Annotated in this window: 16 protein-coding genes; 10 read left to right on the forward strand and 6 right to left on the reverse strand. The window is 66.2% G+C overall.

The annotated features are described in order from the left end of the window. Window positions 1–102 precede the first annotated feature (102 nt). Window positions 103–2,946 carry a TonB-dependent receptor plug domain-containing protein gene (locus tag AC1RRV_RS09495; protein ID WP_492859375.1) on the reverse strand — a complete coding sequence of 948 codons (2,844 nt, stop codon included), beginning with the start codon at window positions 2,944–2,946 and terminating at the stop codon, window positions 103–105. A gap of 293 nt (window positions 2,947–3,239) precedes the next feature. Between AC1RRV_RS09495 and AC1RRV_RS09500 the strand changes: the two genes are divergently transcribed. Together AC1RRV_RS09500 and AC1RRV_RS09505 are read left to right on the forward strand one after the other, a co-directional pair. Then, entirely contained in the window at window positions 3,240–4,322 is a 1,083-nt protein-coding gene (locus AC1RRV_RS09500; protein WP_492859681.1) for a LacI family DNA-binding transcriptional regulator, read from the forward strand. Window positions 4,323–4,447: 125 nt separating this feature from the next. Then, window positions 4,448–5,602 (forward strand): AGE family epimerase/isomerase, encoded by a 1,155-nt coding sequence (locus AC1RRV_RS09505; protein ID WP_492859376.1) that lies wholly within the window; start codon window positions 4,448–4,450, stop codon window positions 5,600–5,602. On the opposite strand, the gene AC1RRV_RS09510 is transcribed toward AC1RRV_RS09505, so the two are convergent. Next, complete coding sequence (locus AC1RRV_RS09510; protein ID WP_492859377.1) at window positions 5,599–5,856, reverse strand: GntR family transcriptional regulator; 258 nt, start codon at window positions 5,854–5,856, stop codon at window positions 5,599–5,601. The two genes, AC1RRV_RS09505 and AC1RRV_RS09510, sit on opposite strands and share 4 nt — an antisense overlap. A gap of 137 nt (window positions 5,857–5,993) precedes the next feature. Here AC1RRV_RS09510 and AC1RRV_RS09515 point away from each other — a divergent pair, with 137 nt between their 5' ends. Genes AC1RRV_RS09515 through AC1RRV_RS09535 form a run of 5 tightly spaced genes read left to right on the forward strand, consistent with a single transcriptional unit; the run spans window position 5,994 to window position 13,316 of the window. After that, window positions 5,994–7,256 (forward strand): oligosaccharide MFS transporter, encoded by a 1,263-nt coding sequence (locus AC1RRV_RS09515; RefSeq protein ID WP_492859378.1) that lies wholly within the window; start codon window positions 5,994–5,996, stop codon window positions 7,254–7,256. 21 nt (window positions 7,257–7,277) lie between these two features. Beyond that, window positions 7,278–8,489, forward strand: a complete 1,212-nt coding sequence (locus tag AC1RRV_RS09520; RefSeq protein WP_492859379.1) for a glycoside hydrolase family 88 protein — start codon at window positions 7,278–7,280, stop codon at window positions 8,487–8,489. Further along, window positions 8,486–9,463 (forward strand): ROK family protein, encoded by a 978-nt coding sequence (locus AC1RRV_RS09525; RefSeq protein ID WP_492859380.1) that lies wholly within the window; start codon window positions 8,486–8,488, stop codon window positions 9,461–9,463. The genes AC1RRV_RS09520 and AC1RRV_RS09525 overlap by 4 nt, the downstream gene beginning before the upstream one ends. A gap of 15 nt (window positions 9,464–9,478) precedes the next feature. After that, window positions 9,479–11,794: a heparinase II/III domain-containing protein gene (locus AC1RRV_RS09530; RefSeq protein WP_492859381.1), complete on the forward strand. Its 2,316-nt coding sequence runs from the start codon at window positions 9,479–9,481 to the stop codon at window positions 11,792–11,794. Between the two features lie 43 nt (window positions 11,795–11,837). Further along, window positions 11,838–13,316 (forward strand): glycosyl hydrolase family 28 protein, encoded by a 1,479-nt coding sequence (locus AC1RRV_RS09535; protein ID WP_492859382.1) that lies wholly within the window; start codon window positions 11,838–11,840, stop codon window positions 13,314–13,316. A gap of 65 nt (window positions 13,317–13,381) precedes the next feature. Here the strand turns inward: AC1RRV_RS09535 and AC1RRV_RS09540 are convergent, their stop codons facing one another. Then, on the reverse strand, window positions 13,382–16,240 hold the full coding sequence (locus AC1RRV_RS09540; RefSeq protein WP_492859383.1) for a TonB-dependent receptor domain-containing protein: 2,859 nt from the start codon (window positions 16,238–16,240) through the stop codon (window positions 13,382–13,384). Between the two features lie 413 nt (window positions 16,241–16,653). Between AC1RRV_RS09540 and AC1RRV_RS09545 the strand changes: the two genes are divergently transcribed. The 3 genes from AC1RRV_RS09545 (at window position 16,654) to AC1RRV_RS09555 (ending at window position 21,134) form a co-directional block, all read left to right on the forward strand. Further along, complete coding sequence (locus AC1RRV_RS09545; protein WP_492859384.1) at window positions 16,654–18,555, forward strand: ulvan lysase-like protein; 1,902 nt, start codon at window positions 16,654–16,656, stop codon at window positions 18,553–18,555. A gap of 171 nt (window positions 18,556–18,726) precedes the next feature. Further along, complete coding sequence (locus AC1RRV_RS09550; protein WP_492859385.1) at window positions 18,727–19,383, forward strand: TOL_0243 family YfiR-like periplasmic protein; 657 nt, start codon at window positions 18,727–18,729, stop codon at window positions 19,381–19,383. After that, window positions 19,380–21,134 (forward strand): ATP-binding protein, encoded by a 1,755-nt coding sequence (locus AC1RRV_RS09555; protein ID WP_492859386.1) that lies wholly within the window; start codon window positions 19,380–19,382, stop codon window positions 21,132–21,134. Before AC1RRV_RS09550 ends, AC1RRV_RS09555 begins: the two co-directional genes overlap by 4 nt. A 77-nt stretch (window positions 21,135–21,211) precedes the next feature. On the opposite strand, the gene AC1RRV_RS09560 is transcribed toward AC1RRV_RS09555, so the two are convergent. From AC1RRV_RS09560 to AC1RRV_RS09570, 3 genes are all read right to left on the reverse strand, one after another. Continuing rightward, the gene (locus tag AC1RRV_RS09560) at window positions 21,212–23,149 is read right to left on the reverse strand and encodes a TOL_0244 family TonB-dependent receptor (RefSeq protein WP_492859387.1); all 1,938 of its coding nucleotides are present in this window, start codon (window positions 23,147–23,149) and stop codon (window positions 21,212–21,214) included. Between the two features lie 111 nt (window positions 23,150–23,260). After that, complete coding sequence (locus AC1RRV_RS09565) at window positions 23,261–23,830, reverse strand: gluconate 2-dehydrogenase subunit 3 family protein (RefSeq protein WP_492859388.1); 570 nt, start codon at window positions 23,828–23,830, stop codon at window positions 23,261–23,263. Next, window positions 23,830–25,578, reverse strand: coding sequence for a GMC oxidoreductase (locus AC1RRV_RS09570; protein ID WP_492859389.1), 1,749 nt, complete (start codon window positions 25,576–25,578; stop codon window positions 23,830–23,832). The genes AC1RRV_RS09565 and AC1RRV_RS09570 overlap by 1 nt, the downstream gene beginning before the upstream one ends. Window positions 25,579–25,662 lie beyond the last annotated feature (84 nt).

The raw sequence follows: 25,662 nt of genomic DNA on the forward strand, positions 1-25,662 counted from the left end.
CCCGCCCGTGAAAAAGGTGGCGCGGGCGAAACGCCCGCGCCAAGGGGGACCCGCGGAACCGACTATTCGATCCCTCGCACGCCAGAGCCTGGCGCGACGAAACTAGAACTCCTTGCGGACGGTCAGCCAGATCGATCGCGGCGTGTTGCGCTTGATCAGGAAACCCGACTCCGGCAGCTGCTCGACGACGTCGTAGACCTGGACGTTGGCCGGAAGGTTGGTGCTGATCATCGGGTCGTAGGCCGAGATGTAGTTCTTATCGAGGGCGTTGCGGACATCGAGCGTGACCAGCGTCTTCTTCATCCCGGTGTACTGGACCGAGAGGTCGATATTGTCCTGCTTGGGCAGGAAGCGATGATCCAGCGAGTTGTTGTTGAGCTTACGCACGTCCATCCAGCGGTGGCGGACATTGAAGCGGAAGTCGTTCCAGCGGTAGGACACCGTGTTGCTGACCGTCCACTTCGGCGACCGGGCCAGGAGGCCGGCGTCGATGCGCAGCACGTCGTCGGAAGCGCCTAGGCCGTTGGCTCCCGTGTTCAGCCACACATAAGCCTCGGTGGTCTTGCCGTTCAGGTAGGTGACCGACGGATCCCACGACAGGTTGCGCGTGATCTTCCACTTCGCCCAAGCCTCGACGCCGCGCGTGAAGTACTTGTTGAAGTTCTCCGGCAGCAGATAGGTCGAGACGTTGTCAGTGTCGACGGCCGTCGGATAATCGTTCACCGCGAAGTTCTGGTAGAAGTAGGTGATCTGGCCGTTGAACTTGCGATCGCCGAACGTGTAGGCGAATTCGTGGCCCTTGATATAGGCCGTCGGGCCGAGCGGACGCACCAGGGTCGCCGCCGTGGAGTATCGATTGATGACGCCGGCGGCGGGCTGCTTCGCGTCAGTCCAGCGATAGTAGATCTTGTGCTTGTCGCTGAAATTGTAGCCGAACGCGACGCTGTAATCCCAGATGGCCACGTGCTTGTCGGCCTCGATGACCTTCGCCGCCGTCTTGGTCATGTAGAGGTTGTCGTAGACCGTCAGCGGGTCGTTATCCAGGCCGCCCGTGGTCAGCGTCGCCGCTCCGGGGTTCCGGGTGTCCCAGGTCTCCGAATAGGTCTTGGCGTCGAAGCGCTGGTACTTGGCGCTACCGTTGAAGTCCCACTTTCCGGGCGACCAGGCCGCCGCGACATAGGGCGAGATCTCGCGGATCTTGGCGCGCTGCGAAACGGTGGTGAACAGGCCCGATCCGTAGGAGCCCCAGCCGCCGGCGTCGGTCAGCTGGTAGGTCGTGCCGGTGGAGGTGACGTACTTGGCGTTCAGGTTCTCGACCTGACCGTCGGCCCACGCCGACACGCCAAGCCCGTTGGCCCAGTTGTCGTTGCGCTGGCTGGACCGCGACACGTACACGCCGGCATTGAAGCTGTAGTTGTCGCCTCGGTAGGTCGTGGTGAAGTTGCCCAGATAGTCGGTCGAGCCCCGGTCGTTGTCCTCGGCGCGCGTCAGCAGCACGAGGTCCTTGGACGCGGCGTCGACAGGCACGACACCCGAGTTGAAGGTCCCCGTGGCGGTGGGGATCGTGGCGGTGACCAGGCCGCCGCGCATGTCGATGTCGCGGTTGGGCAGGCTGTTGCCCACGATGCAGAGGCCGTTGGCCTGGAAGGTCGTCGCCGTGACGCGCGGGCACGCTACGTTGGTGCGGTAGTTGGTCCCCAGCTGCGAGCCGTTGATATTGTTCGCCACGCGGGCCACCAGCGCCCCCGCCGAGTTGTAGAACTCATAGTAGCCGGGCGTGCGGTCCAGGTTGTTGATGTTCAGGCCATAGCGTTCACGCGTCGCCGCGGCCGAGCCCAGCGAAGCCAGCTGCTGAGGCTTGTACGACTGGCCCCGATAGCTGGACTTCTGAATGCGCGCCGCGCCGGCGAAGCTCCAGGGGCCGTTGGTGTCGTGGTTCCAGCGCACCGAGATGGCGTCCTGCTTGTAGCGGTAGCCGTCCGATGGATCGAGGCTGTGCGTGCCGTCCTTGAAGGCGTTCGGCACCGTCTGCCTGCCGCCTTTCATGAACAGGTTCACGTCGCGGCCAAAGCCCGGGATTTCCTCCGGATTCTCGTAGCCATAGGTCGGCTGCTGGAAGGTCGTCAGCTCGGCGTTGGTGTCGTCCAGGTGCTTATAGATGACGTTGAACGAACCCGAGCCGTTCGAGGTCTGGTAATCCTTGTAGAGGTTCAGCTTGAACTGGCCGCCGTGGTTCAGATCCCAACCAGGCTTCACCTGGCCGTTGGAGCGGCGATAGAAGCCGCTGACCCCGACGCCCAGGTCGCCGGCCTCGTTGACCCAGCCGTAGGCGCCGTCGACTTGCTTCCACGACAGGTGCAGATCCTCGCCTTCGAAGCCGATGCGGGTCTGCAGCACCGCGCCCGGCTTCACCTTGCCGGTGATGTAGTTGAACGTGGCGCCGACCGAGGTGGTCACACCGGTCGCCGACGAACCGCCGCGAACCGATTCCACGCGGCTGGTCGAGATGTCGGCGCGGTAGAAGTAGCCATCCTGGAAGCCGCTGAACTTGAACGGCACGACCGGCAGACCGTCCTCAAGAATGGTCGACCAGAAATAGCCCGAGGTGTTCGCGCCGGTGCCGATCGTCATGCCCCGCGTGAAGACCTCGTTGCGGGCCACCCCGTCGTTGGATTCCACGACCACGCCCGGCATGTCGCGCAGCATGTCATCGGCGCTGATCGGCGTGAACTTGGACATGTCGTCCTCGTTCAGCACCGAGAAGGAGACGTTGGCCTTCTTGGCTTCGGTGCCGACCATCACGCCGGTGACGATGATGGTGTCGACGGCGGTGACCTCGGTCTCGGCGGCCTTCGGCGTCTGCGCGGCGGGCTGGGCCGGCGCGGACTGGGCGTGCGCCGCGGTCACCGACAGCGCGCTCGCGCCGGCGGCCAAGGCCAGGACCATGTGAGAAACCTCAAACGCACGGTGACGGCCGCGCTGAGCGTCATGACCACTCATCTTCTTCCTCCCCTTCGGACTTTGTCCGACGTCGCCTTGGCGCCGCACGGGTGCCTGGACCGCCGACCGCATTGTCGAAATCGAAGAGGGCAAGCCTCTCGATCAGCGTTGTTGTTATCGATACCAGTGACATTCTCGCAATGTCAAACGCTTTTGCCGAGGCCATCCGGGGAGGTGGTTTTTCCGAGGTTCGTCAACCGTGGCGCTCCTTTCCACTGTCCGCCTTTGGACTTCGGGGCGTGGAGTTGACTAGACTGTGGCCGCGACCTCCGACGAGAATCGCAAGGGAGCCAGACACCTTGAACACCCGGAAGCGACAGGCCGCGACCATCCACGATGTGGCGCGACACGCCGGTGTCTCTTCGATGACCGCGTCGCGCGTCGTGAACGACTATCCGCACGTCAGCGTCGCTGTCCGCGCGAAAGTCGAAGCGGCGATCAAGGAACTCGGCTACCGGCCCAATTCCCTGGCCCGCGCCACCCGCACCGGCATTGCCCAGGTCGGCCTCCTCTACTCGAACCCGGCCTCCTCGAACCTCAGCAACTACCTGATGGGCGCCTTCCGGCAGGCCAGTTTCAGCGGCTGCCAGTTGCTGGTGGAGCCGACAGCGACCCACCCAACTCCCCGTGACGCCGTGCGTCGGCTGATAGACCTCGGCGCCGCCTCGGTGATCCTGCCGCCGCCGCTTTGCGACGACGACGCCGTGCTTCAAGAACTGGAGGCGGCCGGCGTCGGCTTCATCGCTTTCGCGACCGCGCGGCCTCGGACGGGCGTCCCATCGGTCTTTATCGACGACTACGAGGGCGCGCGCCTGATGGCCCAGCACCTGCTGGATCTCGGCCACACGGACATCGCCTTCGTCCGAGGCGACCGCAGCCACTCGACAGCCATTCGCCGTGAACAGGGCTTTCGCGAGACCCTGGCGGCGGCGGGCGTCGCGATCCGCGAAGATCGTTTCGTCGAGGGCGGCTTTACCTATCGCGGCGGACTGGAAGCCGCCCGGCGTTTGCTGGACGAGGATCCGAGGCCGACCGCGGTCTTCGCCGCGAACGATGACATGGCCGCGGCGGTCAGCGCCGTCGCGCACGGCCTGGGGCTCAACATTCCGGGCGATATCAGCATCAGCGGCTTCGACGACAGTTCCGTGGCGACGACGGTCTGGCCCGAGTTGACGACCATCCGGCAGCCCATCGCCGACATGGCCGCCGCCGCCGTGCGCCTTGCCACGGATCTCGCGCGCTCCACGCCGGAAAGCGGCGAGCACGTCAGGGCGGAACTCACCCTGGTCCATCGCGGATCCACCGCGCCGCCTTCCCGCTAGGTTCTGCCGCCTTCCCAAGGCCCTTGCGCCATTGTTCGGCGATGATATCGATAACAAGACATCATCGTGGATGCGGCTAGGCGACGACGCGGCCCTTCCCTCGCGCTCTTCAAGGGAAAATCGCCATGCACGCGGCCGTCCAATCGAGCCCTCCCGTCGGTACGGGCGGCGCGCACTCGCTCAAGGACTGGCTGTTCGCCGCCGCCGCGCCCCTCTGGTGGGAAGCGGGCGTCGACCGCGCGCGGGGCGGCTTCCACGAAGCGCTCGACCTCCAGGGCCGGCCAACGATCAGCCCGAAGCGCGCCCGCGTGCAGCCGCGTCAGCTCTACGCCTTCGCCACCGCCGGGTCGCTCGGCTGGACCGGCCCCTGGAGCCAGGCCATCGACATCGGCCTGGAGTTCATCGACCGCGCCTACCGACGCGAAGACGGCTTCTACCGAACGCGCGTGACGTCCGGTGGCGAGATCCTGGATGACGAGGTGGTTCTCTATGACCAGGCCTTCATCCTGTTCGGCTGGGCCGCGGCCTTCAAGGCGAACCCGGCGCAGGCGCATTTGCCCGCCAAGGCCGCGACCTTGCGCGATGCGCTGAAGGCAGCCTTCCCTCACCCGCTCGGCGGCTTTTACGAAAACCCGCCCGGCGTCGCCCCTCTGCTCTCGAATCCTCACATGCACATGCTCGAGGCGAGCCTGGCCTGGTTCGAGCTGACCCGGGAGACCGCCTGGCGGAGCCTGGCCGACGAGATCGCCGAGCTGGCCCTGCGCAGCTTCATCGTGCTTCCGGGCGGTCTGCGCGAATTCTTCGAGAGCTCATGGCGGCCGGCGCCCAACCTCGCCGGCCGGATCGTCGAGCCCGGCCATCAGTTCGAATGGGCCTGGCTGCTGCTGCGCTGGGGAAGGCTGGCGGAGCGGCGGGACGCGATCGACGCCGGCCTTCGCCTCATCGCCATCGGTGAGCAGGGTTGCGATCCGCGGCGGGGCGTAGCGATCAACGCCATGCTCGATGATGGCGGCCGCCACGATGCGGTCGCGCGCCTCTGGCCCCAGACCGAGCGGATCAAGGCCGGGCTGCTCGCCTGCGCCCAGACCGGCGATCCGATCTACGCGGCGATGGTCAACAATGGTGTCGCCGGCCTCAGGGCGTATCTTGATACGCCGATCGTGGGTCTCTGGCGCGACCGCATGGACGAAGAGGGTAGGTTCATCCTCGAGCCGGCCCCGGCCAGTTCGTTCTACCACATCGTCTGCGCGATCGCCGAGCTGGACGCCCACGGAGCCTAGGCCTGCTTGATCACCTCCGTCCCGCGACCGACGCGTCGTGTGATCAGCCGGTCCTGTTCGAGCGCCAGGAGCGCGGCGCGCACGGTCATCCGCGAGACGCCGAAGCGTTTGGCCAGAATGCGTTCCGGCTGCAGCCGTCCGGCGCCGGCGGCGATGGAGCGCCGAAGGATCCGTTCGATCTGCCGGTACAAAGGCTTGGCGATATTGAAGCGCTCGAGGGTGGCCTCGTCGCTGGAAAGGCCCGATGGGATCATGGATAGCGCCTTCCTGAACTTTGTTGCGGACCCGACCCATTCGGGCACTGGTATCGATATCAGTTTGCCCCTATAAGCGATCCGAGAATGGTTGCACAACGGGCGCGAAAGCCTGGATGCCGGTTTGGGAGGCCGCCTTGAGCTTGAAGAGAAACTACGTTCTCCTGAGCGCCTTCCTGTTCTGCTATTTCTTCGCCCAGGCCATGAGCATCTCGCTACTGGCCCTCTGGCTGAAACGAACCCTGGGCCTCACCGGCGCGCAGACCGGCGTCGTCTTCGCCGCCAATTTCGTCTTCGCCATGTGCTCCCAGCCGATCTACGGCTTCATTTCCGACAAGGTCGGCCTTCGCAAGACGATCCTGTGGGCGCTGGGTGTCCTGGTCCTGCTCTCGGGCTTCTTCTTCACCTTCGTCTATGGCCCGCTGCTCAAGACCAATCTGCTGGCGGGAGCGGTCGCCGGTGGAATCTATCTCGGCGTCACCTTCATCGCCGGCAGCTATGCGCTGGAATCGTATGTCGACCGGGTGGGCCGCAAGTACGGGTTCGAATACAGCCGCGCCCGCCTGTGGGGATCGCTGGGCTTCGCCTTCGCCGCCTTCTTCTCGGGCCGCCTCTTCAATATCGACCCGCTCTACAACTTCTTCCTGGCCTCCGCCGCCGGCCTGCTGCTGTTGCCGATCCTGGCCCTGACCAAGGTCGACCTGACCGAGGAGGAGCGGGCCGAGAGCAAGTCGCTCCGCCCGGCCGATGCGCTCACCATCCTGAAGCTGCCCAAGTTCTGGGGCTTCATGGTGCTGATCCTTGGGGTGACGAACCTCTACCTCGTCTACGACCAGCAATTCCCCGCCTACTACGCCTCGCAGTTCGCCGACCCCAAGCAGGGCGCGGCCATGTTCGGCTACCTGAACTCGGCCCAGATCTTCGTCGAGGCCGGCATGCTGTTCGTCGCGCCGTACATCGTCGACCGGATCGGCGCCAAGGCGGGCCTGCTGACGGCCGCCGCGATCATGATCGTGCGGATCGCCGGATCAGGCGTCGTCGAGGGACCGGTGCTGATCTCGGCCATGAAGATGCTCCACTCGCTGGAACTGCCCATCCTGGTGGTGTCGATCTTCCGCTACATCGCCGCTCACTTCGAAGGCCGCCTGGCCTCGACCCTCTACCTGGTCGGGGTCAGCTTCGGTCATTCGCTCGGCCTGGCCATCCTCTCGCCCATCGTCGGCAAGAGCTACGATCTGATCGGATTCCCCCGCACCTACCTCGTCATCGCCGCCTTCGCCGCGCTGTTCTGGGCGGCCTCGCTGTTCAGCCTCTCCAGGACGCCACCGACCAAGGGCCGTGCCGATGGAGACAGCGTGCGCAAAACCGCCCTGCCCGCCGCCGATCTGGCGACCGAATAGCCCCTTACCCAAGACCCTCCGATGACCTCCTCACCTTCCTCCCGTCCCGCGGCCGCACCGCGCGAAGCCCTGGCGCGCCGCGACGAACTGCTGGCGCGCCCGCCCCTCACCCGCGAAGCCGCCGAACAGGCCATCGAGGCGGTGTTGGCGCGGATCGACCGCAATCTCGAGCGCTTCACCGACGCCTTCCCGGCCCCGTCCAGCATCGACGGCGTCTATCCGGCCATCGCCAACGACGAGTGGACCAACGGCTTCTGGACCGGGATGATCTGGCTGGCCTACGAGGTCACCGGAAGCGATCGCTACAAGACCGTCGCCCAGCAACAGGTGCGCGACTTCAAGAGGCGCATCGACCAGCGGGTGAATGTCGAGCACCACGACCTGGGCTTTCTCTACACCCTGTCCTGCGTGGCCGCCTGGAAGCTGGCCGGCGACACCTGCGCGCGGGACGCGGCGATCCAGGCGGCCGACGCCCTGCTGGACCGCTACCTGCCGACCGCCGGGATCATCCAGGCCTGGGGCGACCTGACGAACCCCGCCGAAGCGGGCCGGATGATCATCGACTGCAACCTGAACCTACCGCTGCTCTACTGGGCCACGCAGGTCACCGGCGACCTGGACTATGCGCGCGCCGCCGACCAGCACATCGCCCAGGCCGCGCGCTACATCGTCCGTGACGACGCCTCGACCTTCCACACCTTCTTCATGGACCCGGTCACCGGCGCGCCGCGCGGCGGCAAGACCCACCAGGGCCACGCCGACGACTCCTGCTGGGCGCGCGGCCAGGCCTGGGGAGTCTACGGCTTTCCGCTTGTCCATCGCTACAAGGCCGACCCGGACCTGATCGCCCTTTCAGGACGGCTCGCCAACTACTTCCTCAATCGCCTGCCCGAGGATTTCGTCTGCTGTTGGGACCTGATCTTCACCAGCGGCGACCATGAGCGCGACAGTTCGGCCGCGGCGATCACCGCCTGCGGCCTGCTGGAACTGGCCCGCGCCCTGCCGCTTCTCGACCCGGACCGCGCCGCCTACGAGGCCGCCGCCCAAGCCATCGTCGCCAGCCTGGCGGAAGGCTACGTCCTGCCGCTGGGCGCGCCCGGAACGGGCGTTCTGGGCCACGCCGTCTATCACATGCCCAACGGCGTCGGCGTCGATGAGGCCTGTATCTGGGGCGACTACTTCTACTTCGAAGCGCTCGTGCGCCTGACGCGGGCATGGGAGCCCTACTGGTGATTCAGATCGGTATCGATTTCGGCGGCACCAAGGTAGAGGCCGCCGCGCTCGACGCGGATGGCGGCTACCTGCTTCGCAAGCGCGCGTCTAATCCTGGAGCCTATGACCCGGCGGTGCAGACCGTCCGCGACCTCGTGCTCGCCCTCGAGGCCGAGACCGGATCGATCGGCACGGTGGGCGTCGGATGCCCAGGCTCGATCTCGCCCGCGACTGGCGTCATGCGCAACGCCAACTCGGTCTATCTCAATGGCCGCCGGTTTCGCGAAGACCTGAGCGAGGCCCTGACCCGCGACGTTCGCATGGCCAATGACGCCAATTGCCTAGCGCTGTCCGAAGCCGTCGACGGCGCGGCGGCCGGCGTTCGAGTGGCCTTCGCCATCGTGCTGGGCACCGGATGCGGCGGTGGCCTGGTGGTCGACGGGCGTCTGGTGGAAGGCGGCAACGGCAACGCGGGGGAATGGGGTCACATACCCCTGCCCTGGCCCAGCGCCGAGGAAAGCCCCGGTCCGGCCTGCTGGTGCGGACAACGCGGCTGCCTGGAAATGTGGGTGTCGGGGACGGGCCTGAGACTGGACCATCAGGGCCACAACGAGGTGGCGCTTTCAGGCGAGGAGATCGTCGAGCGGATGCGCGCGGGCGAGCCGGCCGCTATCGCGACCTTCGATCGCTACATCGACCGCCTCGGGCGCGCGATCGCCGTGCTCTGCAATACGGTGGACCCCGACGCCATCGCCATCGGCGGCGGGCTCTCCAACGTCCAGGAGATCTATGACCGCGTGCCCGCGATCGTACGCCAGCGCATCTTCTCGGACAGCTGGCGAACCCGCCTGGCTCCGGCCCGCTGGGGCGATGCTTCCGGCGTCCGCGGCGCCGCGCGACTTTGGGATTTCGGCGATCCGGCGGGGCTGACGCTCGACGCCGGCCGCGCGAGCCCGTCCGCACTGGCCGCGTCCGGCGCGGCGACTGGTCAATAGAGAGGAGAGGCGTCGATGACGCGGCGATCCAAGACCTCGACCCTGGCGGCGCTGCTCTGCGGCGCGGGGCTACTGGCGATGGCGGCCCCGGCCGGGGCTCAAACGCTCCGACATGGCCACCCTTATCTCGACTTCAACGACGCCCAGGTGCGCACGTTCAAGTCGCGCGTCGCCGAGGACGCCGGCGCGCGCACAGCCTGGGCCGGCGTCAAGGCCAAGGCCGACGAGGCTCTCGCCAAACCTCCCAAGGGACGAGCGGCCGAAGGCTCGCTGACCGCCCTGGCGCTCACCTACCGCATGACCGGCGAGCGACGATACGCCGAGGCCGCGCGCGACGGGCTTCGGCAGGTCGCGGCCCGCGCCAATTGGGTCACCGACGCGCCGCTTCTGGCCCGCGATCCGGTCTGGAATTCGGATCTCGGCATGGGGACGAGCGCCTATGTGTTCGCCCTGACCTTCGACGCCATCCATGACGCCCTGAGCCCGACCGAGCGCCAGGAGCTCGCCAAGGGCCTCGTGCGGGGCGCGATCGATCCGATCCTCGGCGACTGGGTCAATGGCGCCGACCGCATCCACACACTCGACACCATGGGCCACAACTGGTGGAGCCACATCGTCTTCGGAGCAGGCGTCGCGGCCCTGGCCGTGCTGGACGAAGAACCGCGCGCCAAGACCTGGGTGGCGCGCCTCGACGAAGCCAGCCAGGAATGGGCCAACTATTCCGGCAGCGCCATCGAGACCAAGCCCGCCACCTTCGGCTCGGGTGGCGCTTTTACCGAAAGCGTCAACTACGCCGACTTCGGTGGCGACGGTCTGCTGCGCTTCCGCCGCGCCTGGTCCGAAGCGCTGAAGGAGCCGCTGGCCCCGCTGCCGGTGCTCGATCGCTTCGGCGAGTATTTCGTCGCCAACAGCTATCCGAGCGCCGACGGGACACTCTCGGTCAATTTCGGCGACGGCTCGCCCCGGTCCAGCGGCGCGCACGCCCTGGTCAATCTCTGGGCCCTCGGCGACCGGAACCCACACTATCTCCGCTATCTCGACGGTGTCCGCGCCCTGCCCAAGCAGGACGTCTTCGCCGAGCCGCAGCATATGATCCTCTGGCCGAGCGCCGCCGAACGCGCCGCCGCCACCAAGGCCGCGGACCCGGCGCTATCCTGGATCGATCGAGATCTCGGTACAGCCACCCTGCGCTCGTCCTGGAAGCCCGACGCCTCCCTTTTGGCCATCCGATCAGGCTTCACCTGGAACCACAATCACGCCGACGCCGGCAGCTTCATCCTCTGGAGCCAGGGCAAGCCCCTGCTGATCGACTCCGGCAACAGCAGCTATTCGCGGTCCGAGTATGACGGCTACTACCGCCAGAGCGCGGCCCACAACGTCGTCACCCTGGACGGCGAAGCCGAGCCCACCAGCAATACCTACGACGGCTCGCACCTTTCCGGCCGGGTCGATCATCTGATCGACGACGGCGACCTGCGTTTCGTCTGGGCCGACGCGACCGGGCCCAACGCCAAGACCTTCGCGCGAAAGTTCCGCAGCTGGCTATGGATCGGCGACACCATCCTGGTCATCGACGACCTCAAGGGCTGGAAGGCCGGCCGGTTCGAATGGCTGATGCACTACGCCGGCGAAGCCAAGCGCGTGGGACAGGTGATCGGGATCAAGAACGGCGCGGCCGAGCTCGCGGTCCAGCCCCTCTTCCCTGAAGCCTTGCCCGACGGGGGACTGCCCACCGACTATCCCGAAAAGCTGGGACTGGCCGAAGGCGTTGGTCTCGAGGACCACGCACCCGACACCAAGACGCCCTATTTTCGACTGCAGGCGCCGGGCCTGACCGACCGCGCCAAGTTCATCGTCGCCTTGCAACCCGGCAAACCTGGATCCGGCGCTCGCCTGGAGCGGTTCGAGACCAAGAACTATCTCGGCGTCCGGCTGAGAAAGGACGGCCAGGTGACCGAGGTCTATCTCAACCTGCTGGCCGACGGCCGGATCCGTCACCGCAACGCCAACGCCAAGCTCGGCCCGTGGGAAACAGACGCCTACCTGCTGACCGTGACCTATCCCGAGGGCGGCTCGGCCGCGCAGCCGACGCGCTGGTTCGTGGCCGACGGCAGCTATCTGCGTCGCGACGGCGATGTGCGGCTGGATTCCCTGTCGAAGGTCTTCGTCGCGGTGCGCGCGGGCGGCGACCGCGCGCACGCCACGCTCGAAGCCCAACCGGTTCACGCCGTGCGGCTGGGCTGCGGCGGCGCGCGCGTGATGACCGTCGATGGTCAGTCCCTGAACTGTCCGGCCGGCGTCGCTGTCGCCCGGACCACGGCCCGTCGATGACCGATCGCGCCTCATCCGGCGTCCTGAAACCCTCGGAGGAAGCATGACCCGCAAGAGAGCTGGCCTAGGTCGCCTAGCCTTCGCGCTCGCCGCAGCGACACTGCTTGGAGCGGCGGGTTCGGCCCTGGCCGGCACGCTGCTGACCTATCCGACGCCGTCGGCGCTGCTCTATTCGGCGCACAACGACGATTTCACCGTCCGCGTTCGCACGCCTGGCGGTGAATGGCGGGACCTCTACGAATACCGGGTGCAGGTCGACACCGACACCAAGCAGAACGCCTCGATGGTCTATTTCGATTTTGACGGCGTGGTCGAGCTTGAGGTCCTGAAGAACAACGGCCGGTTCGAGCAGGTTTCGGTCGCGCCGCTGTCGAGCGCCATCAAACCCGAACGTAAGGGCGCGATCCTGCGCATGACGCTCAACAAGCCAGAGCGTTTCTCGCTGCAATTCGACCACGATGGGCTGCACAACCTGCACATCATCGCCGGCGAACCGCCCGAACCCCGGCCGACGGGGGCCGACGTGGTCTATTTCGGCCCCGGTGTTCACGCACCGCCTCCCGGCCAGGACTATTTCCCGGTGAAATCGGGGCAGCGCATCTTCATGGAGGGCGGCGCGGTCCTGCGAGGATCGTTCGACCTCACCGGCCTGAGCGACGTGAAGATCTCCGGTCGCGGCCTGCTGTGGGACCCGGGTCGCGCGATCGATCTGGAAAAGGCCGCCAACGTCGAGGTCTCCGACCTGATCATCGTCAACAGCGACCGCAAGGACGCCGCGCGGGTCATGAACATTCGCAACTCCCGCAACGTCAGCGTTCGCGGCGTGACAGGCTTTACGTCCGGCAAGTGGTCGGACGGGATCAACATCTCGACCTCGCAGCAGGTGAAGATCCAGGACGGCTATCTGCGCGTCTCCGACGACGCCGTGGTCGTCTATGCGGTCGCCGACTGTCCGATCTGCCGCCAGAAAGCGGCCCAGACCGGCGTTCCTGATCCCAATCCGCCGGGAGACACCTTCGACATCGACGTGCGTGACATGCGCATCTGGGTTGACGTCGCCCATGCCCTGTATGTCGGCCACTTCGGCGACAACAGCGATCCGCGCACCATTCGCGACGTCACTTTCGACAACATCGACGTCGCCAACCTGGACGAGGACGATCCCGACTGGGAGGGCGTGATGGCGATCTATTCGGGCGACAGCACGCTGATCCGCGACGTGACCTTCAGCAACATCCGCGTCGACCGGATCGAGGAGGGCAAGCTGATCAACATCGTGGCGGGCGACAACCCTCGCTACAACAAGGCGCCAGGTCGGGGTGTCGATGGCGTCACGCTGCGCGACATCACCTTCACGGGCGACGGCATGCCCAGTTCCTCGATCATCAAGGGTCTCTCGCCCCAGACCGCCGTCAGCAACGTCACCATCGACAACCTGCGGATTGGCGGCCGTTCCATCAAGAAGGCCAAGGACGGCGAGATCCTGGTCAGTGGAAACGTCAACGGTCTGAAGGTTCGCTAGGTGACGGGGCCCGCGCGTGAATAGGTGAGTTGGCCGCCCACGCGAACGCGCGAGCGGCCTCGTAATCAGAACCGCGCGCGAACGCCCACGGTGTAGTAGCGGCCCATGATGTCCTGCCCCCCTGGGACCGGGAACGTCAGGCCGATCGAACCGGCCAGCGGCACGATCTCGGGCTTGGCGTTGGCCACGTTCTGGATCGTGACATAGGCCGTTGTGTTGGCGTCCTTGCCGAACTTGTACTCGACATTGATGTCGGCGCTGTTGAACGGGCGGACGTCGGGATCGACCCAGACCTGGTTCGGCGAGGTGATCTTGCTGAATCCGCCCAGCCAACGGTCTTGAACCCCGATGCTGAGGTTCTCGTGCTCATAGCGGAGAATCCCGGTCACGCGGGTTTGCGGGGCCGAAACCGTGGTGAACGGCGCGCCCGGAAAGGCCTGCGAGACGTTGGTCGGCTGGTAGTTGGCGAAGATGCGCGCCACCCACGACCCGCTCAGGGCCTCGAACCGATAGTTGGCCTCGACATCGTAGCCCTTGATCTCGGTGAAGGCGGTGTTGAGGCTGAGGTTGAAGACCTTGGTCGGGAAGTTCGCCGGCGAGTGGTCGCTGAACGGGCCCGGACGCTCGAACAGGGTGCAGTACTGCGATGAGCCACCGGAGTCCTCGCACAGCTTCTGGACGGTGTTGTTACCCGCCGAGACCGCGCCGATCGCATTGTTCATGCTGATCTTGTACCAGTCGACCGAAGCGGTGAAGCCTGGGAAGAAGTCCGGCGTGAACACCGCTCCGACCGTGTAGGTGCGGGCGATTTCCGGCTTCAGATCCAGGTTGCCGCGGCTGTAGTTGAACACCGTGTTGCTGGTCGAGGTGTGCAGGTCGACGAACCCGCTGACCGAGCCTTGCAGCGGCTGGAACAGGTCGTTGAGCGTCGGCGCACGGATGTCGCGCGACGTCGTGGCCCGGAACCGAAGGGTGTTGTTGACGCGATAGTCGAGACCGACCTTCCACGTCTGCACCGAACCAGACGTGCTGTAGTCGGTGTAGCGACCGGCCAGATTGGCGTCGAGGCTGCTGACCAGCGGCAGGTCCTTCAACAGCGGAACGGCCAGCTCACCGGCGACTTCCCAGACATGGTTCTTGGCGGCGATCTGGGCCGAGACCGGCTGGGACCATAGCGGCAGGGCCGGATTACAGATCCGCAGACCGGTGCAGTCGACCGAGGCCGTCGGGCTGGCGTCGCTCTTGACCTGGTACTTGCTCCAGCGCGCTTCGCCGGAAATGGCGAAGTTCACCGGACCGGCCCAGTTGTGGAACGCCGTGCCCGTGAAGCTGCCGCCCACATTGTCCATCTTGTTGATGACGTTCTGGTGGGTGTTGTCGGTGAACCAGTCGAAGGCGTCGGCGGTGATCGCCGTTGGACCGAAGGCGTTGAGCGGAACACAGCCCTTATAGGCGGCGGCCGTGGCCGCCTGGGTGGCCGCGTAGCACTGCACCGTCCCGCCCACGGTCACGGCGTCCAGGGCCGCGAACTGCTTCTGGTAGTTGGAGTTGTTACGGCTCTCGACCATCAGGTCGTTCTTGCCGTGGACGTAGAACAGGTCCCAGTGGAACTGACCGATGGAGCCGGTCAGCCCGGTGTTGAAGTTGGCGTATTCGTTGATGTTCCGCGTACCGGTCAGGCCCTTGGGACCGGTGCTGATGATGTAGGTGCCCAACTGGAAGGTGTTGGTGGCGTCGCTGAGCCCGTTGTCGCCCAACGCCGTGCGGACCGCCGAGGTCAGGAACGGGTTGTTCTTGTAGAAGGTGCTGGCCTGGCCGTTGCCGGGGGTCAGCTTGACCGGGAAGTGCCAGCCACCGCTGAAGGCCTTGGCGTACGAGGCCTGGGCGTAGAAGTTCACCGTCTCGGTCAGATCGAAATCGAAGCGACCGAACAGCTCGTCCTGGCGCATGGCGACCAGCGCGGTCGTGTAGCGAGCATAGGCGCCGTCGCCGCCGACATTCTGGTTGCCGGTGCCGGTCGTCTGGCCCGGCAGGAACGGGCCGAGGACGCCATTGGAAACGAACTGCTGGTTCAGCACCGAACACGACGCCGTACAGGCGGTGATCTTGCCGCCGAACGCGGAATCCCCGCGCCGCACATTGGCCGAGGTGGTGAACGGCGCGGCCGTCGTGCCATTGCCGGTCAGGGTGAAGACGCCACGGCCGTATTCACGATCGAAGTTGGAGACGTCGTCGGTCTCCCGGCGCTGGTACGAGCCCAGGAAATGCCCACGGCCGCCCAGGACCTTGGCGCCGCCGGCGATGCCGAACTTGTAGCTCTCACCATCGCCATAGGTGGAGATGCCGGCATTGGCCTCGATCTTCAGGCCGGTGAACCGCTTATCGAGGATGAAGTTCACGACGCCCGTCACGGCGTCGGAGCCGTAAACCGCCGAAGCGCCGCCCGTGACGACGTCGACGCGCGAGATCAGCATCTGCGGCAGGCTGTCGACATCGACAGTGCCATTGGCGTTGGACGGCGTCAGGCGGTGGCCGTCGATCAGCACCAGCGTGCGCTGAGTGCCGAAGCCCCGTAGGGCCAGGACGTTCTGGGCCTGGTTGCCGGCGCCGTCGCCCGACCGGGTCGGAATGGCCGAGCCTTGGAAGATCGGCAGCTTGTTCAGGCCGTCCGGCAGGTTGCTGGGCGTCGTTTGCTGGATCTGTTCGGCCGAGACCACCGTCACCGGCGTCGGCGCATTGGTGGCGATCGCGGTGATCCGCGAGCCCGTCACGGTGACGGCCTCGACCACCTGGGAGTCGCCCGCGCTGGCTACCGGCGCCGAGGCGCTCTGAGCCAAGGCGTGACCGCCGCAGCCGAGAACAATCGCGGAAACGCCGACCAGCAGACTCGCGCGACGCGCGGACCCGTTCTTATGACTATGCATGATGTTGCACCCCTTTATTGTTTGAGCAAGTTTCCCCTCCTGCTCAACTCGAGGTGAGTTTTACTTTTGTATATTCTCTTTAGCTCTCTCCGACGGCTTGATTGACGCCGATCCATCGGATTTCACCGCGCCAAGACCTTCCAGCGCCCAGGTGAGCGCAACGCGACGGCACCCCGTCCAATCGGCCATGGCGAATTCTGTTTGTTGAAACCCCCGTTTCCCCCCGCCGCCCACGGGGACGGCCTTCCTGCCTGGCATGGCCGCTGAGCGGTCCTTGTTGTTTCGCGATGCGCAGCTGGCGCACCGCTTAAGTGGCATGACCATATTTTCTGGGTTTGTCAAATTGGCCTGGCCAAATACCGCGCGCCGCCGCATGGTTCGTCCGACGAGCCGATGCCGCCGGAGACGCCTTCATGCCCACCGAAAGCCTTTCACGCAGAGGCCTCATCGGCCTCTCCGCCGCCGTGGCGCTGACGCCGTCGCTCAGCGAAGCCTCGTCAACCGGTCATACCACCGCCGACCTGCTCCCCTACGAAACCCTGCTGCGAACCTGGTGCGACGGCTTGGTTTCGCGCCAGGTCGCCGGCCTGGCGGGCGCGGGCCTCAATGGCGGCTTCCTGTGCCCGAGCTGCGCCATGATCCACGGCCGTAGCGCCGACGCCGTCTACCCCCTGCTGCGCGTGGCCCGCACCACCGGCGACGCGCGCTACGTCCAGGCGGCCAAGGCGGTGCAGGATTGGGGCGAGCGCAACGTCAGTCGCCCCGACGGCAGCTGGGTCAACGACGTCTTCCTGAACGACTGGAAGGGCACGACCGTCTTCCGCGCCATCGCCCTGTCCGAGGCGCTGATCCATCATGGCGATCTGCTGGACGCCGCGACGCGGTCGGCCTGGCGCGCAAGACTCGCCAAGGCCTACGACTTCCTCCAGCGCTTCATCACGATGGAGACCGGCAACATCAACTACCCGGTCTCGGCCGCCTACGCCTTCTCCCTGGGGGCGGAAGTCCTTGAGCGTCCCGACTACGAGGCGCACGCCAGCAAGCTGGCCCATCAATGTCTCGACTATTTCACGTCGAACGGTCTGCTGTTCGGCGAGGGGCATCCGCAGCGCGGGCTTACGGCCAAGGGGCGCCGGCCGGTCGATCTCGGCTACAATGTCGAGGAATCCCTGCCCGCCCTGGCGATGTACGCCTCGCGAACCCAGAACAAGGCCGTGCTCGATCGCGTGCTGGCCAGCATGACCGCCCACATGGAGTTCATGCTGCCCGACGGCGGCTGGGACAACAGCTGGGGCACACGCAATTTCAAATGGACCTGGTGGGGCAGCCGCACCAGTGACGGTTGCCATCCGGCCTACCGGCTGCTGGCCGAGCACGACCCGCGCTTCGCGGAGGTCTCACGACGCAATTTGGCTCGGATGGCCGCCTGCACACACGACGGCCTGCTCCATGGCGGGCCGCACTATCGGCCCGCGGGCTACGGGCCTTGCATCCACCACACCTTTAGCCACGCCAAGGCGCTGGCGGCGGTGATCGACTTGGCCAGGCCCGGATCGTTCGCTCCGACGCCTCTGCCCCGTGACGCTCCCTACGGCCTCAGGAGCTTCCCTGAAATCGGGACGCACCTGGCCTCGATTGGGCCGTGGCGCGCGACCTTCACCGACTACGATTTCGACTACCTGGCGCCGGCCGGCGGCGGCCATGCCTCCGGCGGGGCCCTCTCTCTGCTGTATCACCAGACCCTGGGGCCGGTCATCGCGGCCAGCATGACCCGCTACAAGGCCGTCGAGGTCAGCAACCAGCAGACGCCCCGCGACGCCGCGCACCAGACGCTGTCGCCAAGGATCGAGATCGTCGACGGCAAGGACGTGTACTCCAGTCTCGCCGACCTCGCCGCCGAGATGACGATCCAGGGCGACGCTCGCCAGGCGCGGGTCACGGCGCGAGGCCGGCTGCTGACGCCCGAAGGCCGAAGCCTCGATCCCGCCGTGTCCTACGCGTTGACCTATGAACTCACGGCGGACGGCTTGGCTCTCACCGCCCGCGTTTCCGGCTTGCCGACGGGCCGCATCGCCCGCTTGGTCGCGCCGGTCATCGCGAGCGAGGCGGAACTGGTCGAGCGGCTGGACGCGCGGCGCGTCGTCGTGTCCCGCGCGAGCGGAAAACTGCGGGTGGAAAGCCTGGACCTCGACTTCGAAACCCCGACGTCCGCGCGTATCTTCAATCTCGTGCCCGGCTTTCAAGCCGCGCCCTTGTCGGCGGTGCTCGCAGACAGTCACGCAGCCCGTCTGCTGTTCTCCGCCGAGCTGTCCTAGGAAAAAGTAGGCCTACGTTCGGTGACGGTCTTGTGGTCGCCCCCCATGCGTCACACGGTCGCAGTTCGCGCCTCGCCGAATTGGTGATTCATAGAGGTAACTTCACTATAGCGTGCACGGCCTGGAGCTTGGCGCGAGCTGTCCAGGCCGAAAGGGCAAGGCGTTCGGAAGATGTCCATCGAGCGACGTCCACGACTTGCCGATGGGGCGGCGGCGATCCGCACGGCGCGGCCCCGAACCCGTTGGTCGCGACCCGCAAACCTGATGTCGACCATCGCCGCTGTCGGTTGCATTGGCCTTGCTCTCGCGCTTGGCGTGACCCTGCTGACCGCCCGCAAGGCTGACGCGGCCGAAGCCAGGCCTTCGCTCGAGTATCAGGTCCGAGCGGCCTACCTGCTCAAGTTTCTCCCCTTCGTCGAATGGCCGGCGCCGCTCGCCGAACATGGCGAAGCGTTCAACATCTGTATCGTCGGCGACGATCCCTTCGGGATGGAACTGGAGCGGCTCGCCGACCACCAGCAGATCGATGGTCGCCCGATCGCGGTGCGCCGCCTGAACCGCGTTTCCCGGACCTCCGGCTGCCGGGTTCTCTATCTGGCCGAAACGACCGAACAGCCCGCGTCCGAAGTCCTGCGCAGCGTCAGGGGGACGCCATGCTTGACGATCTCGGAGAGCACCACCGCCGGCGACAGCGTCATTCAGTTTCAGGTGCGAGACAGCCGGGTTCGTTTCTCCGTCAATCTGGACGCCGCCGGCCGCAACGGCCTGACCCTGAGTTCGAAACTGCTGAGCCTGGCGCTTACCGTCCGCAAGGGAGCCACGCCATGACGCGCTCCCAGGCCTTTTTCCAACAGTTCCGGCTTAGGTTCGCGCTGACGCTGGCCCTACTGGGCGCGGTGGCGCTGCTGGTCGTCGGCCTGCTGATGGGCGTCTACAATGAGCGGCTCTATCGGGCTCAGAAGGCGCGTGAAGTCGCGGTTCAGGCCGAGATTCTCGGCGCGAGCGTCGCGGCGGCGCTGCTGTTCGAAGATCGAAAGGCCGCCCAGGAATATGTCGACGCGCTGCGGCTAAATCCCGAGGTGGAAGCCGCTGGCGTCTACGACGCTCTCGGTGGCCGGTTGGCGGCCTATGCCCGCCCGGGCGCCGCGGCGCCCTCGCTGGAAGCTCCTACCGCTCCCTTGGCCACCGATGCCCGGCGTCTGGCCGTCGTCGTCCCGGTCAAGCAGGACAATCTGGTCGCGGGGAAGGTCTATCTGCGCACCCTCGTCGAGCCCCTGCCCCGCCGCCTGGCGCGCTATGCGGGCGTCGCGGTGCTCATGCTGATGGCCGCCATGCTTCTGAGCGTGCTCGGCGTCGGCTACGCCCTGCTCGGCCGCGCCAACGCCAAGCTCGCCGACCGGGCTCAAGACCTCGCGGACGCCAATAACGCCCTGCAAATCCACATCCAGGAGCGCGATCGCGCCGAGGAAGCCCTGCGTCAGGCCCAGAAAATGGAGGCGATCGGCAAGCTGACCGGCGGCATCGCCCACGACTTCAACAATCTCCTGATGGTCGCCTCGGGCGGGCTCGACGTGCTGGAACGGACCGATGACGTGGCCAAGCGGGCGCGCTTCGCCAGCGCGGTTCGTCAGGCGCTGGACCGTGGCGCGGATCTGACCGCCAAGCTCCTGGCCTTTTCGCGCCGTTCGCCGCTCAAGCCGGAGTGCGTGGACCTTCTGGACCGTATTCCGGACCTATCCGTGCTGCTCGACCGGTCGCTGCGCGAGGACATCATCGTTGACCTGCGGCTCGCGGCCGATCTCTGGCCCGTCGAGGTCGATCCAGCCCAGTTGGAGGTCGCCCTGCTCAACGTCGCCGTCAATGCGCGTGACGCCATGCCCAACGGCGGGGCGCTCACCATCGTCGGCGAAAATCTGTCGGACTTCGCCGATGGCGACCTGGCCGGCGATTTCGTTCGCCTGGACATTGTCGACGAAGGCCAGGGCATGCGCGCCGACCAGTTGGCCCGGGCCTTCGAACCCTTCTTCACGACCAAGGAGGTCGGTCGCGGCACTGGTTTGGGCCTGAGCCAGGTCTACGGGTTCGCCCGAGCCTCCGGTGGCGATGTCCGGCTGCGCAGCACGCCGGACGAAGGCACGACGGTCAGCCTCTATCTGCCGCGCTCGAAGCGAACACCGACCGCAAGCCAAGTCTCGACAATCGGAACGGTGAGCACCGCCGCGCCGGGCCGCGTGCTCCTGGTCGAGGACGACGACCATGTCGCCGAGGTCGTGGTGGAAATGCTGCAGCGGCTGTCCTACAGCCCCATCCGCGTCGCCAGCGCCCGTGCGGCCCTGGATCTGCTCGCGCGGGATCGCGGCTTTGATCTGATGTTCTCGGACATGGTCATGCCCGGCGGCATGGGCGGCATGGATCTGGCTCGTGCGGTCAGCCAGCAATATCCGAAACTGCCCATCGTGCTGACCACCGGGTTCAGCGAAGCGGCCACCGCGGCGGCGAGCGCCGGCTTCCGGGTGCTGCCCAAGCCCTATGCGATCGAGGCGCTGGCCTGCGAACTCGGAGCGGCCCGGGCCGCCTAGAGCGACCTAGAACCGAAACCGCCGCGGGGCGCCAACCCGCGCGATCGTCCACTCACCAAGAGCCGTCCGCGCTTCTCTTAGAAACGCCATTGCAGGCCCAGGGAGACGTTCCTGGGGAGCGCCGGGCCGCCCGGGAATTCTCGGCGTCGATCATGAAGCAGGTTGCGCCCCGACAGCGAGACCTGCACGCGGTCGGTGACGGACCAGGCCGCCGTGGCGTCGAGCTCGACGTAAGAGGGCACGCGCGGGTCCGGCAGGACGCTCACATAGCGCAGGGCCGCATCGAGCTTGAAATCGCGCCCGAGGTCCATCGACGACCTCAACGACGCCTGATGCTCGGGATCGTCACCCGCCTGCTTGACCCCCGACACGCCGCTGGCGCCGGGCTTGAACTTCAAGCGCTTCTCAAGCCGACTGTACCCAGCGTTCAGCCGCCACCATGGCGTGACGCGATACTCGCCCCAGGCCTCCAGCCCGTAGGTGTGGCCCTCCATCCCGTTGCCCCAGTAGAGCGGCAGGAAGGTGACCGGGGTGAACTCGATGCTGCGCAGGTCGTCATAGACATTGTAGTAGGTCGAGATCGAGAACGAGGCCTTGTCCGAAGGCTGGATCCGCGCGCCGATTTCGTAGGCGGTGAGCTTTTCGGACTGGAAGTTCGCGCCGCCGATTACGAAGGGCGCGCCAGCCACTATCTCGACCACATCGCGATCGAACGGCGTTGGCGATCTCACCGCCCGCGAGGCGGCCGCCCAGATCATCGCCGTGTCGTTCGGGGTCCAAGACAGGCGCGCGCTCGGTAGAACCTCGGGATCGAGATAGGGGCCGTCCTCGACCTTCAGGCCCAGGATCAGCCTCGTGTTGTCCGCAAGGGACACGCTGTCCTGGACGAACAGGTTGGCAAGGTTGAGGTTACGGCTGAGCGGAGCGAAGAAGAAGGTCGGGGCGCCGACGATGTCGTAGTGGCTGCGCCGAAAGCCGCCGCCCCAGACCAACGCGTGCCGCGCGCCGAGATCGAAGCTGTGTTGGATGTCGATGTCGTAGGTGTCGAACGTGAAGCCTTCGCGGCGGCTGCTCTCCGAGGCGCGCCTGGTGCGGTCGTAATAGGCTTGGACCTGAAGCTTGGATCCATCCTGACCGGATCGGGTCCAGCGGGCGAGCAGGTTTCGCCCCTCGATGTCCTCGTCCAGCGTACCCAGCTTGGCCACCGAGCCGTCATAGGCGTCGCCCTGCAATGTCAGGACGTCACCGGAGGTCGGGGTCCAGTCAATGCGGAAACCGCCCTGCTCGCGGGAAGCGTCGTCGGCCCTGGAAGTCCCGGTAGGGGTCTTGGTGTTGTCCGTGCGCACCGTGCGCGCATAGATGCGATAGGTCAGGTCGTCGTGGAGTTTGCCGCCATAGCGTAGGCCGATCGTGCGTTCGCGATCATCGACGCTGGCTTCCAGCAGGCCGCCCTGGGTGTCACTCGACTTTCGGGTGATGATGTTGATCACGCCGTTGACGGCGTTGGCGCCCCACAGGGTGGCCCCTGGCCCGCTGATCACCTCTATGCGGTCGATATCGGCTGGCAGGACATCCTGCATGTCCCAGTAGACGCCAGAATAGAGGGGGGTATAGACGCTGCGGCCGTCGATCAGCACCAGCAGCTTGTTGGAGAAGCTCTGCGCCTCGCTGTTGCCGCTGAAACCGCGGGCGCTGATCACGTAACCGCTGGCGCTGGTCTGGGCCACCTGGAGGTTGGGCGCCAGGCGAAGGGTTTCCGGGATAGTCCGCGCGCCCGACCGGATGATGTCGTCGCGGGTGATCACATAGATGGCCGACGGCGCCTCGCGCACCGGCTCGGCGCGCTTGGAGACCGACGTCACCTGGATCTCGCCAAGTTCCTCGATCGATAACTGGCTGAGATCCTGCGTCGTACTCGGTGTTACATCGGCCCAGGCCGACCCACTGGCGGCGAGCCCCCCAAGTACGCACGCCGTCGTTACGCCCCAGGAGCGCGAACGGAGCAAGGCCGGCACTATCGCCTCCAAGCCAGTTACAAAACAACCGAGGAGCGAGATTCAACCGCTCTCCTGCCTGAGACGATCTCAGACGCACGCACCCGTCAAGCTATGATCGGCGAGGCATGGCTAACGCGTCGCCCACGCGCGGCCAACTTCCGACAGCGAGACGCAGCCATGATAGGCGCCGGGCACCGGGTCATACTTCAAGGCCACGGTCGCGCCCGGCTCGGAGGTGAAGTAGCCGACCGTGATCAGGTCTTCGAGGACGGGGAAGAAGTGGGTCTGGCTCGGCGTCTGGCTACGCAGGCTCAGGGCTTCCTGCTCGTAGGCGGTCAATAGTTCGACCTGCCGCTGCGGGGGCAGAGCGATGAAGACGTCGCCATGGACGGCGCGAGCATCGGTGTCCATGCGGGCCAGCCCGCCCAGAAGCTGCTCCACCTGCGCCTTGTTGCAATAGTCGGCCAGGGCCCGGTCAATGAACTGCGGGACTCCGGCGTCCCGGGCTCCGGGTGTGTCCGTCGCGGGAATGATCAGTTCGGCCACCACGTCCAGAAGGCGGGCCTGGTCGGTGGTGAGCGCGGTGGGATTCCAGGTCAGCGCCGGCGCGGCGGCCGCCGCGGCGTGGCCGCTCCATCCCGTGGCGGCGGCTCCGACCACGAGGGCCAGGCCGCGAATCGCGCCGCGTCGGTTCAACATCACAGCTCTCCCCTTTTCCGGGCCTGGACCGCGTGGTCGGCCGCCCGGGCGGTCAGGGCCATGTAGGTCAGGGAGGGATTCACACAGGACGCCGAGGTCATCGCGGCGCCGTCGGTCACATAGACGTTCTTGCACTCGTGGACCTGGTTGTGGGCGTTCAGCACTGAGGTCTTCGGGTCGCGCCCCATGCGCGCGGTGCCCATCTCGTGGATGCCCAACCCCGGCGAATAGCCGCTGTCCTTGCCTTGGACGTTCTTGAAGCCCGCCGCCTCCAGCATCTCGGCCGCCGCGTTCTGCATGTCGCGTCGCATGGCGATCTCGTTCTCGCGCATCGTGACGTTCATCGACAAGGTCGGCAGGCCGTACTGGTCCTTCACGGCGGAGTTCAGGGTGATCCGGTTGTCTTCGTAAGGCAGGATCTCGCCAAATCCGCCGAGACCCATGCTCCACGGCCCGGGCTGGCTGAGCGCCGCCTTGCGCGCCGCGCCGAAGCCCCTCGCACCCGAAGCGCGGTTTCCAAGATCGCGATCCCATCCCGGTCGCGCCGCGCCGCCCTGGTAGCCGAAGCCGCGCAGATAGTCGCTGCGCTTGGTGGCGGCGTCGCCGAGGTTGCGGAAGCGCGGCACGTAGATCCCGTTCGGCCTTCGCCCCGAATAGTACATCTCGGCGAACTCGGGCGCCTGGCCTGTCGCCCCGACGCCGAGGTGGTGATCCATCACGTTGCGGCCCAGCTGGTCGCTGGCGTTGCCAAAGCCGTTGGGGAACCGCGAACTGGTCGAGTTCAGCATGATCCATGCCGAGTTGAAGGCCGACGCGCAGAGGAAGATCACCCCTGCGTAGAACTCCTCTTCCTCGCGTGTCGTGGCGTCGAGGATGCGCACGCCGCTGGCCCGTCCCGCCTTGTCGTCATGGATCAGGGTGGTGACGATCGAGTTCGGGCGGATCACCAGGTTTCCGGTGCGATCCGCCGCCACCAGGGACGCGGAGTTGGAGCTGAAGTAGGCGCCGAACGGACAGCCGCGAATGCACAGGTTTCGGTACTGACACTTGGTCCGCCCAAGGCTCAACTGCTCCTCGGTCGGCGCGGTCAGGTGCGCCGTCCGGCCGATGGTGATCCGCCGTTCGGGGAACCGCGCCTCGGACCGGGCTTTGAAGGCCTTCTCGACGCAGTTCATTTCCATCGGCGGCTGATACTGGCCGTCGGGAAGCTGCGGCAGACCCTCGCGTTGACCGGAGACGCCGATGAAGCGCTCGACATAGTCGTACCAGGGCGCGAGCTCCTCGTAGCGGATGGGCCAGTCGACCGCGATCCCTTCGCGGGCGTTGGCCTCGAAATCGATGGGGCTGTGGCGATAGCTCTGGCGGCCCCAGGTCAGCGACCGTCCACCGACGTGGTAGCCACGGATCCAGTCGAAGCGCTGTTCTTCGGTGTAGGGGTGCTGGTCGTCGCGAACGAAGAAGTGCTTGGTGTACTCCGTCATCGTGTAGTTGGTGCGGCGCTGGACCGGATAATGGGCGGCCAGCTGGTCCTGCGGCAGCTGCCCTTGCGGGTACTTCGCCTGCCAGGGGTCCATGGTCGCGGTGGGATAGTCCTCAAGGTGACGGACCATCGGACCGCGCTCAAGCACCAGAACCTTGAGCCCCTTTTGAGTGAGCTCCTTGGCGGCCCAGCCGCCGGTTATCCCGCTGCCGACGACGATCGCGTCATAGGTATTTTCCTGACGCGCGCGACCGTTCAGGTTGGCCATGTCCGCTCCCTAACTGAATGCTCGATGGAGCGGCGTCGGCTGTCCAGCAGCGCGATGCGCCAACCTCGGCGACCTCTTCTTTGT

It is taken from the genome of Caulobacter sp. GW821-FHT11E10, from assembly GCF_058808375.1.